Raw genomic sequence first — 16,109 nt, forward strand, 5'->3', positions numbered from 1 at the left:
TGCGCGGCGATATCGAGCGTCGCTTCGACGGACAGGCCATCGGCGGGGGCGTCGAGCACGCGGCTATCGGGAATCAACGCGGCGGGTTGCGCGAGCCACGTCGGATACCAGAACGAGCGGATCTCGCGCTTCGCCTGATAACGTGAACCGGCGCCGCCGTCGAAGCCGTCGAAGGACGGTGCCTGAAGAAAGAGCGTCTTCATGAAAGCTCCGGCAACTTATGTTGCGATGAAAGATGGATCGAACGCCGCGCACTGGACCGTCGCGACGCGTATGAAGGTTGCGGTTTCAGCGTCGCGACGGCATCGAGCCTGCGGTTCCGGGCAGCACGCCGCCTTCGACGGACAAATGCACGCCTCGCCATACGACGTTCGAACCGAACACGGCCGCGAGCCATTCGAGCGCGAGCAGCGCATCGCGCAGCGGCACGAGAGCCAGATCGCGCCAGAACGAACGCGCGTGGCGCGACTCGCGCGCATGGAGTGCGATCCGGGCCGCGAGGCCGGCGCATGACGCGACGAGCAACGGCACGGACAGCGGCGAAGACCAGTTCGATAGCGCGACCGCGGCGCCGGCGGCCATCCACGGAAAGGTGAACGTGACGAACAGAAACCCAAAACCCGCCGGATTGATCGAGCGGATCGTGCGCAGCCAGCGTGTCTCGCGCTGCCACAAGGCGGAGAGGCCCGATTCGGCCACGTCGGTGGCGACGATCATCGGCGCGAGCACCGTGCGCAGTCCGAGACGGCGCGGATATTCGGCCAGATAATAGTCATCGGCGAGGCAGTCCTTGAGCGCGTGGAATCCGCCGATCGCGTCGAGCGTCGAGCGGGTGAGCGCGAGCGTCGCGCCGAAGCCATAGCGTCGCGAGCCGCCGCCATGCGCGACGCGCACAGAAGGCGCGAACCACTCGTTGACGAAGAGCGAACCGACGCGGGACCAAAACTCCGCAACCGGCTCGGCGCGATAGAGACACGTGACGACGCCGACCGTCGGATCGGCGAGCGGCGCGGTCACGGTGCGCAGATAGCGCGGCGTCACGGCGATGTCGCTGTCCGCCACCACGATGAGGTCATGGCGCGCATGCTCCGCCGCGTTGATGAGATTGCTCACCTTGAGATTGCGTCCGTGCACGCGGGAATCGACAACGAGGCGAATCGCGCGCTGCGGATAGGCGGCCTGCAGGCGACGGACCGTCCCGATCGCCGCATCGCTCGATGAAGCGACGCTGCAAATCAGCTCAAACTCGCCGTGCGATTGTTCGCAGAAAGTCGCCAGATTTTCGAACAGACGCGGTTCGGCGCCGCAAAGGGGTTTGAGCACGCTCACGCCTTGCTCGTCGATTGCGGTTTCAGGCTGCTTTGCAATGCGACGTTCGAATCGCGGCATCGCCATTGCGGCGGCAATCGAATAAGCCGCGGCGATAAAAACGAAACAGGAAATAAGGGTGTCGGTTGCGACAATACTTAACATTGCTAAGCCAGTTATTGCTCGGCCGGAAAAGTCCCGAGGTGTAGATACTGAGTTCGTTCAGCCGATAGCGCATGTGCGACGCGGTGTCCGAGCACGCGTTTGCCTCCCGCCAATGGGAATGACCAGGATTGCATGCTGGGAAGCTATTTACGATTGACTGACACGTGCAGCGACCGGCGGAGGCTGAGCGAACGAGATTTCGCTGGATTCTAGCAATGAGCGGAAGTCTAATGTGATAAAAACCGTCCGTCTGTAAATATTTGTCAATAAAGGGCGGGTTATCGCGCCGTATATATTTTTGCAGTTTTGCGAATCGGGTATTCGAATGAACACCACGGGCCGGTTAATCGGAGTTAACGGTTTGAAGGTCGGCGCCCGAATGCGGGCGATGTCATCTGGCTTATTTCCCCGCCCGATGACGCGCCGCCATGCGCGCGAGCGCTTCCTGCAGCGGCGACGGTTCGAGCGTTTCGGCCAGCTCCTGCAGCGCTGACGCGCCCGCTGGTGACATACGCGCTTGCTTCGGCGGCGCGGGCTCTTTCATCGACTGGGGGCGCACGCGGATTTTCAGCGCATCGACGGCCCAGCCGCGCTGCTGGAGATCCGAGAGCAGACGCGGTTCCAGATGCCGCAAGCGCGCCGCCAGCGCATTGTGCGCGGCGAACAACGCCAGCACGCCATCCTTGATGAAGCCGGGTTCCACGTTCGACGCCAGATAGTCCGGCAGCAGCGCGCTGAGGTCGCGCTGCAGCGCCGCCACCTGCTCTACCCCTGCGCGCAAGGCGCGGAAGGCATCGGTGCGATCGAGCACGTCGGAAACGGCTTGCGGCCGGCGCGGATCGAAACGTGATCTTGAATTTGTAGAAAAGCGGCTCATTTTTGTCGAGGCGGATGCCCGATGGAACGGTTCGATTGTACGCGAGGGAGGCCACGGTCCCGGCAGCGCAGGTCAAATCCGGAGGCTGCCTCCAGCCAAGCTTTCAACCCGTTGACTGTCGCGCTCCGCCGACGCGCGGGCGGGCAGGCAACGCAAGGTCTGACAAACTCGCGTGCTAAAATTCCCGATTCGATTTCACCCTATGGACTTAAGTCGCCGAGGTTCTCCGAGCCCGGACGCAGCTTGGTGCTGCGGCCCGTCCGAAGCCGCGACGCAGACACTGATCCGATGACGACCGGTTTCCTTCAGAAGATTTTTGGCAGCCGCAATCAGCGGCTGGTCAAGCAATATCAAAAGACCGTTGCGGCGATCAATGCCCTCGAGCCGACCGTCGAGAAGTACTCGGACGACCAGCTGCGCGCCAAGACCGATGAGTTCCGCCAGCGCGTTGCGGGCGGCGAGTCGCTCGACGTGATCCTGCCGGAGGCGTTCGCCGTCTGCCGGGAGGCGAGCAAGCGCATCCTGAAGATGCGCCACTTCGACGTCCAGCTCATCGGCGGCATGGTTCTGCACTACGGCAAGATCGCTGAAATGCGCACCGGCGAGGGCAAGACGCTCGTCGCGACGCTCGCGGCGTATCTCAACGCTTTGTCGGGCCGCGGCGTGCATGTCGTCACGGTGAACGATTACCTCGCCCAGCGCGACGCCGAATGGATGGCGCGTCTCTACAACTTCCTCGGGCTCTCGTGCGGCGTCAACCTGTCGCAGATGGAGCATTCGCAGAAGCAGGAAGCGTACTCGGCGGACATCACCTACGGCACGAACAACGAGTTCGGCTTCGACTATCTGCGCGACAACATGGTCTACGAGACCAATTCGCGCGTGCAGCGGCCGCTTAATTTCGCGATCGTCGATGAAGTGGACTCGATCCTCATCGACGAGGCGCGCACGCCGCTCATCATCTCCGGCCAGGCGGAAGATCACACGGATCTCTACGTGCGCATGAATGCGCTCCCGCCGCTGCTCGAACAGCAGATCGGCGAAGAGAAGGCGGACGGCACCGGGGTCGAGAAGCCGGGCGACTACACGCTCGACGAAAAAGCGCGCCAGGTGTTCCTGACCGAATCGGGCCACGAGAAGGCCGAGCGCCTGCTCGCCGAGTGGGGTCTGATCGGCGAAGGCGAGAGCCTCTACGCGCCGCAGAACATCACGCTGATGCACCACATCTATGCCGCGTTGCGCGCGCATACGCTCTTCCTGCGCGACCAGCATTACGTGGTGCAGAACGGCGAAGTCGTGATCGTCGACGAATTCACGGGCCGCATGATGAACGGCCGCCGCTGGTCAGACGGTCTGCATCAGGCCGTCGAAGCGAAGGAACACGTCCAGATTCAGGCCGAGAACCAGACGCTCGCGTCCATCACGTTGCAGAACTACTTCCGCATGTACGCGAAGCTGTCCGGCATGACCGGCACCGCGGACACGGAAGCGTACGAATTTCAGGAAATCTACGGCCTCGAAACGGTCGTGATTCCTACGAACCGTCCGCCGAAGCGCGTCGACAAGCAGGACCAGATCTACAAGACGTCGAAGGAGCGTTACGACGCCGTGATTCGCGACATCCGCGATTGCGTCGAGCGCGGCCAGCCGACGCTCGTCGGCACTACTTCGATCGAAGCGTCCGAGCTGCTGTCCGGTCTGTTGAGCCAGCAGAACGTGAAGCACGAAGTGCTCAACGCGAAGCAGCACGCGCGCGAAGCGGCGATCGTCGCGGAAGCGGGACGTCCGGGCGTCGTCACGATCGCGACGAACATGGCGGGTCGCGGCACGGACATCGTGCTCGGCGGCAACGTCGAGAAGCAGGCGTCGTTCATCGAAGCGGATCTGTCGATTCCCGAGAACGAGAAAGCCACGCGCATCCAGAAGCTGCACGACGAATGGCAGGCGCTCCACGATCACGTGAAAGCGGCGGGCGGTCTGCATATCATCGGCACCGAGCGTCACGAGTCGCGCCGTATCGACAACCAGCTGCGCGGCCGCGCGGGCCGTCAGGGCGATCCGGGCTCGTCGCGCTTCTATCTGTCGCTGGATGATCCGCTCCTGCGCATTTTCGCGGGCGACCGCGTGCGCGCGATCATGGATCGCCTGAAGATGCCCGAAGGCGAGCCGATCGAGGCGGGCATGGTCACGCGCTCCATCGAAGGCGCGCAACGCAAGGTCGAAGCGCGCAACTTCGACATCCGCAAGCAACTGCTCGAATACGACGACGTCTCGAACGATCAGCGCAAGGTGATCTACCAGCAGCGCAACGAGCTGCTCGAAGCGAACGATGTGCAGGAAACCATCGCCGCGATGCGTCAGAGCGTGATCGGCGACGTGGTGCGCACGTTCGTGCCGGCGGGCAGCATCGAAGAGCAGTGGGAAGCGCCGGAACTGGAAGAAGTGCTGCGCAACGACTGGTCGCTCGATCTCGCCGTTCAGGAGATGATCAACGAGTCGAACTCGATCGACGCCGAGGAAATCTGCGAAGCGGTGCTCGCCGCCGCCGACGAAGCGTACGAGGCGAAGGTTGCGATGGTGGGCCGCGAATCGTTCAGCGCGTTCGAGCGCTCGATCATGCTGCAGACGCTCGACAGCCGCTGGCGCGAGCATCTCGCCGCGCTCGATCATCTGCGTCAGGGCATCCATCTGCGCGGCTACGCGCAGAAGAACCCGAAGCAGGAATACAAGCGCGAGGCGTTCGAGCTCTTCGCCGCCATGCTCGACGCCGTGAAGCAGGAAGTCACGCGCGTGGTGATGAACGTGCAGATCCAGTCGCCGGAGCAACTCGAAGAAGCCGCCGAGCAGTACGAAGAGATGGGCAGCCATCTGGAGAACGTGTCGTTCACGCACGCGGACTTCAACGCGCCGGCGGCGGACCCGACGCCCGCAGCGGCCGCGGCGAGCGCCACCGCGCAGATGGTCAGCCAGGCGATGGCCACCGGCGACGACATCAGCGTGGCGACCCGCCCGTCGGACGAAGTGCCGAAGGTCGGCCGCAACGATCCCTGCCCGTGCGGCAGCGGCAAGAAGTACAAAAACTGTCACGGTAAGCTGGCGTAATCGGCTGGTGACCGGATCTCAAGCGACGCAGCGATGCGTCGTTTGTCTTTGCAGGACCCATCATTCACGGCGCCGGTTTCGTTCAGCGAAGCGGCGTCAGTCTTTCATAGCGTGCCGGTGGTCCTTGCCGGCACTCGCCACCCTCAGCGAGACGCGAACATGGCCGTCAATTTCCCCTCGATCGATCCCGCAGCGCTTCATCCCGTCGCCGGCGTCACGCTAGGCTGGGCCGAGGCGAACATTCGCAAGCCCAATCGCAAGGACGTGCTCGTCATTCGCGTCGATGAAGGCGCGAGCGTCGCGGGCGTGTTCACGCAGAACCGCTTCTGCGCGGCGCCGGTGACGATCTGTCGCGAGCATCTGGCGGCGGGCAAGGGTATCCGGGCGCTCGTCGTGAATACGGGCAACGCGAACGCGGGCACGGGCGAACCGGGTATGGCGCACGCGCGCGAGACCTGCGCGGAACTCGCGCGCCTCGCGGGTTTAAATGCGCAACAGATTCTGCCGTTCTCGACCGGCGTGATTCTTGAGCCGCTGCCGATCGATCGCCTGAAGGCCGGCCTGCCCGCCGCGCTCGCGAATCAACAGGCCGCGCACTGGTTCGACGCGGCGCAAGCCATCATGACGACGGACACGCTGCCGAAGGCGTCGTCGCGTCAGGTGACGATCGACGGGCACGTGGTCACGCTGTCGGGCATCAGCAAGGGCGCGGGCATGATCCGCCCGAACATGGCGACGATGCTCGGCTTCCTCGCCTTCGATGCCAAGGTCGCGCAACCGGTGCTCGACGAACTCGTGAAGCATGTCGCCGATCGTTCGTTCAACTGCATCACGATCGACGGCGATACGTCGACCAACGATTCGTTCATCCTGATCGCATCAGGTAAATCGAGCCTGCCGGCAATCACATCGACGGATTCGCCCGCCTACGCCGCGCTGCGCGACGCGGTGACGGCAGTCGCGCAGGATCTCGCCCAGCTCATCGTGCGCGACGGCGAGGGCGCGACCAAGTTCATGACCGTCACGGTCGAAGGCGGCAAGGACGCGGCGGAATGCCGTCAGATCGCGTACGCGATCGGCCATTCGCCGCTCGTGAAGACCGCGTTCTACGCGTCGGACCCGAACCTCGGCCGCATTCTCGCGGCGATCGGCTATGCAGGCGTGACAGATCTCGATGTCGGCAAGATCGATCTCTATCTCGATGACGTGCTCGTCGCGAAAGCGGGCGGCCGCAATCCCGCCTACAAGGAAGAAGACGGCCAGCGCGTGATGAAAAAGAGCGAGATCCTGATTCGCGTCGTGCTCGGCCGCGGCAACGCGACGGCGACCGTCTGGACCTGCGATCTTTCGCACGATTACGTGAGCATCAACGCGGACTACCGATCGTAAGCATGGACAAACTCGAACAGTTCCTTAGCCGCGCGGAAGCGGTGCTGGCGCGCATCGAAGGCATGTTGCCGCCGGCGACGCCTGATATCGACTGGGCGTCCGCAGTGGCGTTTCGTTGGCGCAAACGTCAGGGGCGCGGTTTTCTGCAACCCGTCGCGGCCATTTCGGATATCTCGCTCGATGACCTTCAGAACATCGATCGACAAAAAGGCCTGATCCAGCAGAACACGTTGCAGTTCGTGAAGGCGCTGCCCGCGAACAACGTGCTGCTGACCGGCGCGCGCGGCACGGGCAAGTCGTCGCTGATCAAGGCGTGCCTGAACGCGTATTCGAAGGACGGTCTGCGTCTGATCGAAGTCGACAAGGACGATCTGCACGATCTCGGCGATATCGTCGATCTGATCTCCGCGCGGCCCGAGCGCTTCATCGTGTTCTGCGACGATCTTTCCTTCGAGGAAGGCGAGTCGGGCTACAAGGCGCTGAAGGTCGCGCTGGACGGATCGGTCGCGGCGCAATCCGACAACGTGCTGATCTACGCGACGTCGAACCGGCGCCACTTGCTGCCCGAATACATGAGCGACAACGAGACGTACAAGCACACGTCCGATGGCGAAATTCACCCCGGCGAAGTCGTCGAGGAGAAGATTTCGCTGTCCGAGCGCTTCGGTCTGTGGGTCAGTTTCTATCCGTTCAAGCAGGACGACTACCTGTCGATCGTCGGCCATTGGCTGAAGCATTTCGGCTGCGACGCGACCGAAATCGAAAACGCGCGGGGCGATGCGCTCGTCTGGGCGCTCGAACGCGGATCGCGCTCGGGCCGCGTCGCGTGGCAGTTTGCACGCGACTGGTCGGGACGCAAGCAATGACCGATTCGACGGCCGGCTCGACGAGCGACATCGCGCCCGACGGACGCAAGGTGACCGAAGTGGCGGTCGGCGTGATGGTGCAGCACGACGGACGTTATCTGCTCGCTCAGCGGCCCGAAGGCAAACCGTACGAAGGTTACTGGGAATTTCCCGGTGGCAAGCTGGAAGCAGGAGAGAGCGTCGAGGCGGCGCTCGGGCGCGAATTGCATGAGGAACTGGGCATAGACGTCACCGCGTGCCAGCTCTGGCGCACGCTCGAGCACGACTATCCGCACGCGTACGTGCGTCTCTTTTTCTGCAAGGTGACGGGCTGGAAGGGCGCGCCGCGCGGGCGCGAAGGTCAGGCGATTGCCTGGCAGACGCTTCCTGTCGACGTCGCGCCGTTGCTGCCCGCGGCCATTCCGATCCTCGAATGGCTCGAAGAGGAAGAGCGCGAATAGACGCTCGCGCTCAGTTCAGGCCGCCGTGCGAGTCGTCGTCCGGCGGCGTTTCCTGCGAATTCCCCGAGATCTTGTATTTTTCGGCCGCCCACGCGCCGAGGTCGATCTGCTTGCAGCGCTCCGAGCAGAACGGACGAAAACGGTTTTCGGAGACCCAGCGGACATCCTTGCCGCAGGTCGGGCATTTGACGACAGTGGTCATGACAGTTGCGAATCGAGCCGGTGAACGAATTGACGGACGGTATTTGACCATATGAGGCCAAACCGTTCCCGATTCAAAGGCTGCAAAGCGTCAGATGAAACGGCACGTCGACATCGACGGCGCGCGGCTTCAGGTCACCGTCCTGCACCGTGAATCGCACCCACAACATGTACTTGTTCGCGCTCGCTTCAGGAATCACGCGCGTGTCCGGCGATACGCGCACCTGCATCAACTGATACGTGCGGCCGGACAACATCTGCTGGTAGCTGCCCTGCATCGCCATCACTTTCGATGCCTGACCCGATTCGCGCGCGAGCCGCAAGACGATGGTTGCTGCGTCGCGCAGCGCGAGCATCGGCATGACCCATTTCGCGATGTCCTGCCGACGCTCCTCGACGGGCAACTGCTGCCAGGCGTAGTACGACGGCAGGTCGAACTTGCAAGTGCCGCCCGGGATGATCGTGCGGCTGCGAATGCTTGCGAGCCATTCGTTGTCGGCGAGATGCTGGCCGGTCTTGCCGTGCATCTCCGTGAGTCCGGCGAGCGTCTGCTCGATTTCGCCGAGCACGGCTTCGAGCGCTTCCTGCTCGATACCCGGATTGCCGCGGAATGGCGCGAGCGTTTGCCGCTGCCGCTCCAGTTCCTTCATGAGGTCGGCCTTGAGATCCGTGCGGCCTGCGACTTCGGCGATCTCGAAGAGCGTCGTGAGCGCGACATGATGCTCTCGCGCGTCTTCCTGAGTCAGAAAGAACGTGAAGCGCTCGAACAGATCTTCGAGCCGCAGCAGCGTCCGGATGCGCTCGTTGAAGGGATACTCGTAAAGGATCAAGCGCGCTCGCCTCGGCGTAAGTCGGTTGCTTCCTTGAGCGGAAGTGAGCACATTCTAATGCCGCATCCTCACCCTAGCAAATAGGGGCCGATTTGCGCGCCAAAGCGCCAGTTTCGGCGCGATTTTGGGAACTTTTCGAGCATTTCGCTAACTCAGGCGAACGCGCCTCTTCAAGCCGATGCGAGTGACAGATAGCGTGCGTGCAGCACGTCGACTTGCTGCGCGAGCGCGTCGAGCGTCGCGGTTTCGTCGTTGACGACGATGTCGTCGGCTGCGGCGAGGCGCGCTTCGCGGGACGCCTGTTTCGCGATGATCGCCAGCACCTGTTCCCGCGCGAAGCCATTGCGTCGCATGACACGCGCGATTTGCGTCTCGACCGGACAATCCACCACGAGCACGCGCGACACCCGCGCCGCCCATTCTCCGGACTCGACGAGCAGCGGCACCACGACGATGTGATACGGCCCAGGCGCGGCGTTGCGCTGGCGCTCGGTTTCAGCGCGGATCAGCGGATGCACGATGCCTTCGAGGCGGGCTTTCGCGGTGTCGTCGGCGAAGACTAGCGCGCGCATCTTCGCGCGATCGAGCGAACCGTTTTCCGCGATGAAATCGTCGCCGAACTCGCTCGCGATGAGCGGCATTGCAACGCCGCCCGGCGCTGTGATCCGATGCGCGATCAGATCCGTGTCGACGAGCGTCACGCCGCGCGCCGCGAACAGATCCGCGACTGTGCTCTTGCCGCTGCCGATTCCGCCAGTGAGACCGATACAGAACATCCGTCGCGCTCCTTCATCCGAACAAAGCATAGAGCGGCGTGCTCACGAAGAGCGTAATGGCTCCCCCAGCCGCGAGAAACGGCCCGAACGGCAAGGGCTCTTCGAAACGCATGCGCTTCATCCACGTCGCCACGATGCCGAACGCCGCGCCCGCGACGGCCGCGATCAACACGACCTGCGCCAGCGGCGCCCAGCCGAGCCACGCGCCGATTGCGGCAAGCAGCTTGAAGTCGCCGTATCCCATGCCTTCGACGCCGCGCACGAGCTTGAAGAGCCAGTACACGCACCACAGGAACAAGTAGCCCGCGATCGCGCCGGTGACGGCATCGTGCAGTGTTGCGAAGCCGCCTTCGCTGAAATTGACGATGAGCCCGGCCCACAGCAGCGGCAGCGTCAGCACATCGGGAAGATAGCGCGTGTCGTAGTCGATGAGCGCTGCCGCGAGCAAGGTCGCGCACAGCCCGAACGCCGCCACGGCGGGCCAGGATGGCCCGAACGCGTAGAGCGAGAGCGCCGCCAGTGCGCCGGTCGTCAGTTCGATCAGCGGATAGCGCGGACTCACGCGCGCGCCGCATGCCGAGCAACGTCCGCGCAACGCAAGATAACTGAGGACGGGAATGTTCTCCCACGCGCGCAGAACATGCTTGCAATGCGGACACGCGCTACGCGGCACCGCGAGATTGAAGCGCTCGGGGTACGTATCGGCGCCGGACTTCGGCGCGTCCGGCACGACCGCTTCGATTTCGGCGCGCCACGCGCGTTCGAGCAGAACCGGCAGACGATGCACGACGACCGTGAGAAAGCTGCCGATCACGAGGCCGAGCACGACGGCGAACCCATACTGCACCGCGACGGGAAGCGCGGCGAATGCCGACAGATAGCGGCTCGCGAAGTGCGCGGCGGACGGATCGAACGAAGGCTGCATGATGGACGAACGGTTGCTCTGGCCCGCGATGCTACACCACGTTGCCGAGCTGAATGATAGGAAGATACATCGCGATGACGAGCCCGCCCACGAGCGCGCCCAACACGGTGATGACGATCGGCTCGCACAGGCTCGCGAACCCGCCGATGCGCTCGTCGACCTGTCGATCCGCGAGTGTGGCGAGATCGAGCAGCATCGAATCGAGGGAACCCGATTCTTCCGCGACCGCGATCGGCTGCACGACATCTTGCGGAAAGCATCCGGCGGCGCGCATCGCTGCGGCGAGGCGCTCGCCATTGCGCAAGCGCACGGCGATCTCGACGGTCGCGCGGTCGAACACGCGGTTTCCCGTGGCGTGCGTGAGCGAGTCGAAGGCATCGGAGAGGGGCGTGCCGGCGGCGAGCAACGTGCCGAGCGCGCGGCTCCATCGTGCGACGGCGAGCGAGCGCAGTAGCTTACCCGCGAGCGGCAAACGCAGTGCGATGCGATCGGCCGATTCGCGCGCGTCGGGCGAACGCTTCATCCAGTTGAGCAGGACGACCGCCACGACCCCGCACCCGATCACGAGCGGCACACCGATGGTCGCGACGCCATCCGAGAGCGCGAGCACGAAACGCGTTGGCGCGGGCAGCGCGGCGCCGAAGCCGTCGAAGATGGTCTTGAAGGTCGGCACGACGCCGATCAACAAGCCCGCCGTGATCGCGAGCGACAGCAGCAGCACCATGACCGGATAAGTGAGGGCGGCGCGAAGCCGGGCGCGCTGCGAGGCGGCGCGCTCGCGATCGTCGGCAAGACGGGCGAGCACGGCCGGCAAGGCGCCCGCCATTTCTCCGACGGACACCAACTGGCAGTACAGCGCGCCGAATGCCGCGGGATGCTGCGCGAGCGCCGCCGAAAACGGCACGCCGCGCGTGATATCGCGGGCCACTGCGCGAACGATGCGCGGCAGCCCGCCGTCCGTTGCGCTGCCGGCAAGCAATTCGAGCGCGCCGGCGAGCGGCAGTCCGGCGCGCAGCAGGCCGGCGAGCTGGCGCGTGAAGAGCGTGACTTCGGCGGTCTTCGCTTTGGGCGGCGGCGCGGCGCCGAGCATGTCGAGCGCGATCACGATGACGCCTTCCCGCCGTAGCGCCGTGCGCGCCGACAGCGAATCCGCCGCGATGATCTTGCCGCGCTTTTCACGGCCGTCGGCGTCCATGCCGCGCCACGCAAAACGAAGCTCGCTCATCAATCGATCTCCGTCGCTTCCGTTGCCTCGGCGACGCTCGTCACGCCTTCGCGCACGCGTGCGAAGGCCGCGTCGCGCAATGCGGGCATGCCTTGCGCCTGCGCCGCGCGCGAGATCGCATGAGTTGCGGCGCGCGACACGATCAGCTCGCGTATGTCATCGGAGACCGGCATCACCTGATGCACACCGACACGCCCGCGATAACCGATGCCGTGACACGCCGGACAGCCGCGCGGCTCGAACGGATGGAAGCCGTCCGCGAGCGGCAGCGGGGAGGGCGCCCGGCACTGCTCGCAGAGCTTGCGCACGAGCCGCTGCGCCGTGACGAGCCTGAGCGCGGAGGCGAGGTTATAAGGCGCCACGCCGATGTCGATGAGACGCGCGATCGCGGCGGGCGCATCGTTAGTGTGCAATGTCGAGAGCACGAGGTGGCCCGTCTGTGCGGCTTTCACCGCGACATCGGCGGTTTCCGCGTCTCGAATTTCGCCCACCATGATGACGTCCGGATCCTGGCGCATGAACGCGCGCAGCGCCACGGCGAACGTCAGCCCGGCCTTTTCGCGCACGCTCACCTGATTGATGCCCGCGAGCTGAATCTCGACCGGATCTTCGACCGAGCATACGTTGCGCGCTTCGGCGTTGAGCATCTGCAGAAAGCAGTAGAGCGACAGGGTCTTGCCGCTGCCGGTCGGACCGGTCACGAGCACGAGACCGTGCGGCGCGCGAATCGCCGATTCGAGGGTGCGGCTTTGCGTGCCGTCGAGGCCGAGCGCGGCGAGCGACAGGTCCGGCGGCAACGTGTCGAGCCGGCGCAGCACGAGCTTTTCGCCGAAGAGCGTCGGCAGTGAACTGACGCGATAGTCGCCGATGCGCCCGCCCGGCAGATTCAGCCGCAAGCGGCCGTCCTGCGGCACGCGGCGCTCCGCGATATCCATGCGCGACAGCACCTTGATGCGCGTGACGAACGCGTCGCGCAGATGTGGCGGCGGGCGCCCGAGCACATGCAGCGCGCCATCGACGCGCAGCCGGATGCGCCAGTCGTGCTCGGCCGGCTCGACGTGAATATCGGAAGCGCCGCGCTCGGCGGCGTCACGCAGGGTTTCGGTGAGCAGCGAGACGGCGGGCGTCTCGTGGTCGGCCGCCGCGTCGACCGTGGCGCCGGGCGGTCGCGCCGGGCGCGCGAAAGTGTCGAAGGCGTCGCGGGAAGGGGAAATCATGGGCGTCGTGCGGTCGGAGTCGAGATGATCCGATCATCCCGCTCGCGAACGCCTTCGGCCAGTCGTCCGAATGGCTAACGCAGCGCGTGTTTCGGCGCCCCGTCCGGCCGAAAAATCTTCACCGTGCGGATCGCCTGATCGTCGCTGCGCATGACTTCGACGGTTACGTTGCCGATGCGCATCGAAACGTCGCCGTCCGGAATGTCTTCGAGCGTTTCGAGAATCAGCCCGTTGAGCGTTTTCGGGCCGTCCGTCGGCAGCGTCAGATGCAGCCAGCGGTTCAGCTCGCGCAGCGGCATGCTGCCCGCGACGATGCACTCGCCGTTGTCATCCCAGCCGCCGCGAGAGCCGGCGCCGCGCGGGATAGTCGTCGTGAATTCGCCGATCAGTTCCTCGATGATGTCCTCGGGCGTGACGAGCCCTTGCAATTCGCCGTACTCGTTGACCACGATCGCAATGCGGTGGCCGCTTTCCTGGAAGTACTGCAATTGCTGGAAGACGGGCGTTCCGACCGGCACGAAATACGGTTCGGCGAGCAGTTGACGCAGCGTTTCGCGTTCGAGTTCCTGGTTATGCAGCGCCGAGAGCGTCTTGCGCACGTGCAGGATGCCGAGCACGCGGTCAATGTCGCCCTGATAGACCACCAGCTTGTTGTGATAGCAGGTTTCGAGCTGATGCAGGATCTGCTCGAACGGCGCGTCGAGATCCAGCGCTTCGATGCGCCGGCGCGGAATCATCACGTCATCTACCGTGATGTTCTCCAGATCGAACAGATTGAGCAGGATGCTGCGGTGCTTGGTCGGCATGAAGCTGCCGGTTTCGAGCACGATGGTGCGCAACTCTTCGGGCGAGAGGCGTTGATCGCGCTTGTTTTTCGTGTTGATGTGCAGCGCGGCCAGAATCGCGTTGGCGAACAGATTGACGAACCAGATGAGCGGCCGCGCGATGCGCATGAGCGGCGCGAGCACGAGGCTCGCGGGCAGCGCGACCTTTTCGGGATACGTCGCGCCGACGATCTTCGGCGCGATCTCCGCAAACACGATAATCAGAAACGCGATGACGCCCGTCGTGATCGACAGGACGAGATTGTTATGGCCGAACGTGCGCAGCGCGATCGAGGTGGTGAGCACCGGGATGATCGTGTTGATCAGATTGTTGCCGATCAGGATCACGGAAAGAAGCTGGTCGGTCTTCGCGAGCAGCCCTTGCGTGGTGCGGGCGCGCAGCGATCCCTGGCTAGCCAGATATTTCAGTCGGTGGCGATTGAGCGCCATCATCGACGTTTCGGAGATCGAGAAGAAGCCGGAAAGGACGAGAAGCAGGAAAATAGCGCAAATTTGCGCCCATAAGGGAAGGTTGTCCACGCGGTGATCGGGTAGGGGCGGAGATGGGAGGCAATATAGCAGACGGGCCGGGAAGCCTGCCCTCGGCCTTTTGGTCAATATTCGCGGTTCTGTGCGCGGAAAGAAAAAACCCGCATGGCGGACCATGCGGGTTTTTTTGCAATTCTGGTCGGGGTGAGAGGATTCGAACCTCCGGCCTCTACGTCCCGAACGTAGCGCTCTACCAGGCTAAGCTACACCCCGAATTCGACCAACTTGGACTCTTACTTCGTTTCAGTCTCGTTCAAGACTGTCTCGATGTCGAGTAAGAACATAATTCTAGCAAGCTTTCCTTGAAAATGGAATCAGGAAACGAAGATATTGCATGGGCCGCTGCTTCGGCTTCTTTTCGGGCGCATTCCAGCGTGTGATCCAGTGCGCCCGAAGTCGTGATCGCGTGGAAGATCGTGTCGAAACGGTCCGTGCCACCCTGCTCGATCGCTTCGCGCGCAAGCGCCGCCTGCTCGGGCGTCCCGTGCTCCATCAGATAGATGAGCGGAAGCGTGGGCTTGCCTTCGCGCAGGTCGTCGCCGGCGTTTTTGCCCATCGATTCGGGCGTGCCGGTGTAATCGAGCCAGTCATCCATGATCTGGAACGCCGTACCGATGCGCCGGCCGAACTCCGCCGCCGCCGCTTCGGTGCGCGCATCCGCGCCCGAGAGCACCGCGCCCAGTTGCGCCGCCGCTTCGAACAGCTTCGCCGTCTTGTAGCGGATCACCTGCATGTAGCGCGCTTCGTCGACGTCCGGATCGTGCATGTTGAGCAACTGCAGCACCTCGCCTTCCGAGATGATGTTGGTCGCGACCGACAGAATCTCCATCACGCGCATCTTGCCGACGCTCACCATCATCTCGAACGAGCGCGAGTAGAGAAAGTCGCCGACCAGCACGCTCGCCGCGTTGCCGAACAGCGCGTTCGCCGTCTTGCGGCCGCGGCGCAGGTCGGATTCGTCGACGACATCATCGTGCAGCAGCGTCGCCGTGTGGATGAACTCCACCACGGCCGCCAGTTCGTGGCGATGGCCGGTCGTGTCGCCGAGCGCGCCCGAAACCAGCAGCAGCAGCGCCGGACGCAGCCGCTTGCCGCCCGCGCCGATGATGTACTCCGAGATCTGGTTGATCAGCATCACTTCTGATGCCAGGCGCTGCCGGATGACGCGATTGACCTGCTGCATGTCCTCGGCGATCGGGGCGAGCAGCGCGGCGGCGTTGGGAGAGGAAGTGGCGGTGGACGACATGATCGGCATTAAAGGTAATCCGGCGGATTATAAGGCGAATCCGACGGACGACGCGTTTCCGGATGTCGAATCGTGACGCGTCGGCGAAATTCGCGCGTGTTTCGAGGTCGTTTCGCCGAGGATGGCGCCTTGCGGCCCCTCTCACCGTAGCCGTTGCTGCACTTTGACG

14 protein-coding genes, 1 tRNA gene and 1 pseudogene are annotated in these 16,109 nt (G+C 64.0%); 4 read left to right on the forward strand and 12 right to left on the reverse strand.

What is annotated here, in order from left to right:
* From AWB75_RS02210 to AWB75_RS02220, 3 genes and pseudogenes are all read right to left on the reverse strand, one after another.
* Window positions 1-203 (reverse strand): annotated as a pseudogene (locus AWB75_RS02210) (hopanoid biosynthesis associated radical SAM protein HpnJ); the annotation flags it as partial.
* A gap of 85 nt (window positions 204-288) precedes the next feature.
* Entirely contained in the window at window positions 289-1,473 is a 1,185-nt protein-coding gene (gene hpnI, locus AWB75_RS02215) for a bacteriohopanetetrol glucosamine biosynthesis glycosyltransferase HpnI (protein WP_061122459.1), read from the reverse strand.
* Window positions 1,474-1,873: 400 nt separating this feature from the next.
* Window positions 1,874-2,350: a DUF721 domain-containing protein gene (locus tag AWB75_RS02220; protein ID WP_061122460.1), complete on the reverse strand. Its 477-nt coding sequence runs from the start codon at window positions 2,348-2,350 to the stop codon at window positions 1,874-1,876.
* Between the two features lie 288 nt (window positions 2,351-2,638).
* Between AWB75_RS02220 and secA the strand changes: the two genes are divergently transcribed.
* The 4 genes from secA (at window position 2,639) to AWB75_RS02240 (ending at window position 8,147) form a co-directional block, all read left to right on the forward strand.
* Window positions 2,639-5,452 (forward strand): preprotein translocase subunit SecA, encoded by a 2,814-nt coding sequence (secA, locus tag AWB75_RS02225; RefSeq protein WP_061122461.1) that lies wholly within the window; start codon window positions 2,639-2,641, stop codon window positions 5,450-5,452.
* 159 nt (window positions 5,453-5,611) lie between these two features.
* A complete protein-coding gene (argJ, locus tag AWB75_RS02230; RefSeq protein WP_061122462.1) occupies window positions 5,612-6,841 on the forward strand; it encodes a bifunctional glutamate N-acetyltransferase/amino-acid acetyltransferase ArgJ in 1,230 nt (409 codons plus the stop codon).
* Window positions 6,842-6,843: 2 nt separating this feature from the next.
* Window positions 6,844-7,707 carry an ATP-binding protein gene (locus tag AWB75_RS02235; protein ID WP_061122463.1) on the forward strand — a complete coding sequence of 288 codons (864 nt, stop codon included), beginning with the start codon at window positions 6,844-6,846 and terminating at the stop codon, window positions 7,705-7,707.
* On the forward strand, window positions 7,704-8,147 hold the full coding sequence (locus AWB75_RS02240) for an NUDIX domain-containing protein (RefSeq protein ID WP_061122464.1): 444 nt from the start codon (window positions 7,704-7,706) through the stop codon (window positions 8,145-8,147). The genes AWB75_RS02235 and AWB75_RS02240 overlap by 4 nt, the downstream gene beginning before the upstream one ends.
* Window positions 8,148-8,157: 10 nt before the next feature.
* Here the strand turns inward: AWB75_RS02240 and yacG are convergent, their stop codons facing one another.
* The 9 genes from yacG to AWB75_RS02285 form a co-directional block, all read right to left on the reverse strand.
* Window positions 8,158-8,349, reverse strand: coding sequence for a DNA gyrase inhibitor YacG (yacG, locus tag AWB75_RS02245; RefSeq protein ID WP_061122465.1), 192 nt, complete (start codon window positions 8,347-8,349; stop codon window positions 8,158-8,160).
* A 73-nt stretch (window positions 8,350-8,422) separates the two neighbouring features.
* Window positions 8,423-9,178 carry a cell division protein ZapD gene (gene zapD / locus AWB75_RS02250; protein WP_061122466.1) on the reverse strand — a complete coding sequence of 252 codons (756 nt, stop codon included), beginning with the start codon at window positions 9,176-9,178 and terminating at the stop codon, window positions 8,423-8,425.
* A gap of 170 nt (window positions 9,179-9,348) precedes the next feature.
* Window positions 9,349-9,954: a dephospho-CoA kinase gene (coaE, locus tag AWB75_RS02255; RefSeq protein ID WP_061122467.1), complete on the reverse strand. Its 606-nt coding sequence runs from the start codon at window positions 9,952-9,954 to the stop codon at window positions 9,349-9,351.
* A 13-nt stretch (window positions 9,955-9,967) separates the two neighbouring features.
* Window positions 9,968-10,879 carry a prepilin peptidase gene (locus AWB75_RS02260; RefSeq protein WP_061122468.1) on the reverse strand — a complete coding sequence of 304 codons (912 nt, stop codon included), beginning with the start codon at window positions 10,877-10,879 and terminating at the stop codon, window positions 9,968-9,970.
* Window positions 10,880-10,910: 31 nt separating this feature from the next.
* Entirely contained in the window at window positions 10,911-12,104 is a 1,194-nt protein-coding gene (locus tag AWB75_RS02265) for a type II secretion system F family protein (protein WP_061122469.1), read from the reverse strand.
* Window positions 12,104-13,321: a GspE/PulE family protein gene (locus tag AWB75_RS02270; RefSeq protein WP_061122470.1), complete on the reverse strand. Its 1,218-nt coding sequence runs from the start codon at window positions 13,319-13,321 to the stop codon at window positions 12,104-12,106. Before AWB75_RS02270 ends, AWB75_RS02265 begins: the two co-directional genes overlap by 1 nt.
* Before the next feature lie 74 nt (window positions 13,322-13,395).
* Entirely contained in the window at window positions 13,396-14,685 is a 1,290-nt protein-coding gene (locus tag AWB75_RS02275; RefSeq protein WP_061122471.1) for an HlyC/CorC family transporter, read from the reverse strand.
* Between the two features lie 145 nt (window positions 14,686-14,830).
* Window positions 14,831-14,907 (reverse strand) — tRNA-Pro (locus tag AWB75_RS02280).
* 40 nt (window positions 14,908-14,947) lie between these two features.
* Entirely contained in the window at window positions 14,948-15,940 is a 993-nt protein-coding gene (locus AWB75_RS02285; RefSeq protein ID WP_061122472.1) for a polyprenyl synthetase family protein, read from the reverse strand.
* Between the last annotated feature and the right edge of the window lie 169 nt (window positions 15,941-16,109).

The sequence above is a fragment of the Caballeronia catudaia genome, from assembly GCF_001544755.2.
GTDB classification, from domain to species: domain Bacteria; phylum Pseudomonadota; class Gammaproteobacteria; order Burkholderiales; family Burkholderiaceae; genus Caballeronia; species Caballeronia catudaia.

Bases quoted from the DNA above. Each gene is read 5' to 3' on its own strand.
- hpnI (WP_061122459.1), bottom strand. From the start codon at position 1,473: ATGTTAAGTATTGTCGCAACCGACACCCTTATTTCCTGTTTCGTTTTT.
- AWB75_RS02220 (WP_061122460.1), bottom strand. From the start codon at position 2,350: ATGAGCCGCTTTTCTACAAATTCAAGATCACGTTTCGATCCGCGCCGG.
- secA (WP_061122461.1), top strand. From the start codon at position 2,639: ATGACGACCGGTTTCCTTCAGAAGATTTTTGGCAGCCGCAATCAGCGG.
- argJ (WP_061122462.1), top strand. From the start codon at position 5,612: ATGGCCGTCAATTTCCCCTCGATCGATCCCGCAGCGCTTCATCCCGTC.
- AWB75_RS02235 (WP_061122463.1), top strand. From the start codon at position 6,844: ATGGACAAACTCGAACAGTTCCTTAGCCGCGCGGAAGCGGTGCTGGCG.
- AWB75_RS02240 (WP_061122464.1), top strand. From the start codon at position 7,704: ATGACCGATTCGACGGCCGGCTCGACGAGCGACATCGCGCCCGACGGA.
- yacG (WP_061122465.1), bottom strand. From the start codon at position 8,349: ATGACCACTGTCGTCAAATGCCCGACCTGCGGCAAGGATGTCCGCTGG.
- coaE (WP_061122467.1), bottom strand. From the start codon at position 9,954: ATGTTCTGTATCGGTCTCACTGGCGGAATCGGCAGCGGCAAGAGCACA.
- AWB75_RS02260 (WP_061122468.1), bottom strand. From the start codon at position 10,879: ATGCAGCCTTCGTTCGATCCGTCCGCCGCGCACTTCGCGAGCCGCTAT.
- AWB75_RS02265 (WP_061122469.1), bottom strand. From the start codon at position 12,104: ATGAGCGAGCTTCGTTTTGCGTGGCGCGGCATGGACGCCGACGGCCGT.
- AWB75_RS02270 (WP_061122470.1), bottom strand. From the start codon at position 13,321: ATGATTTCCCCTTCCCGCGACGCCTTCGACACTTTCGCGCGCCCGGCG.
- AWB75_RS02285 (WP_061122472.1), bottom strand. From the start codon at position 15,940: ATGTCGTCCACCGCCACTTCCTCTCCCAACGCCGCCGCGCTGCTCGCC.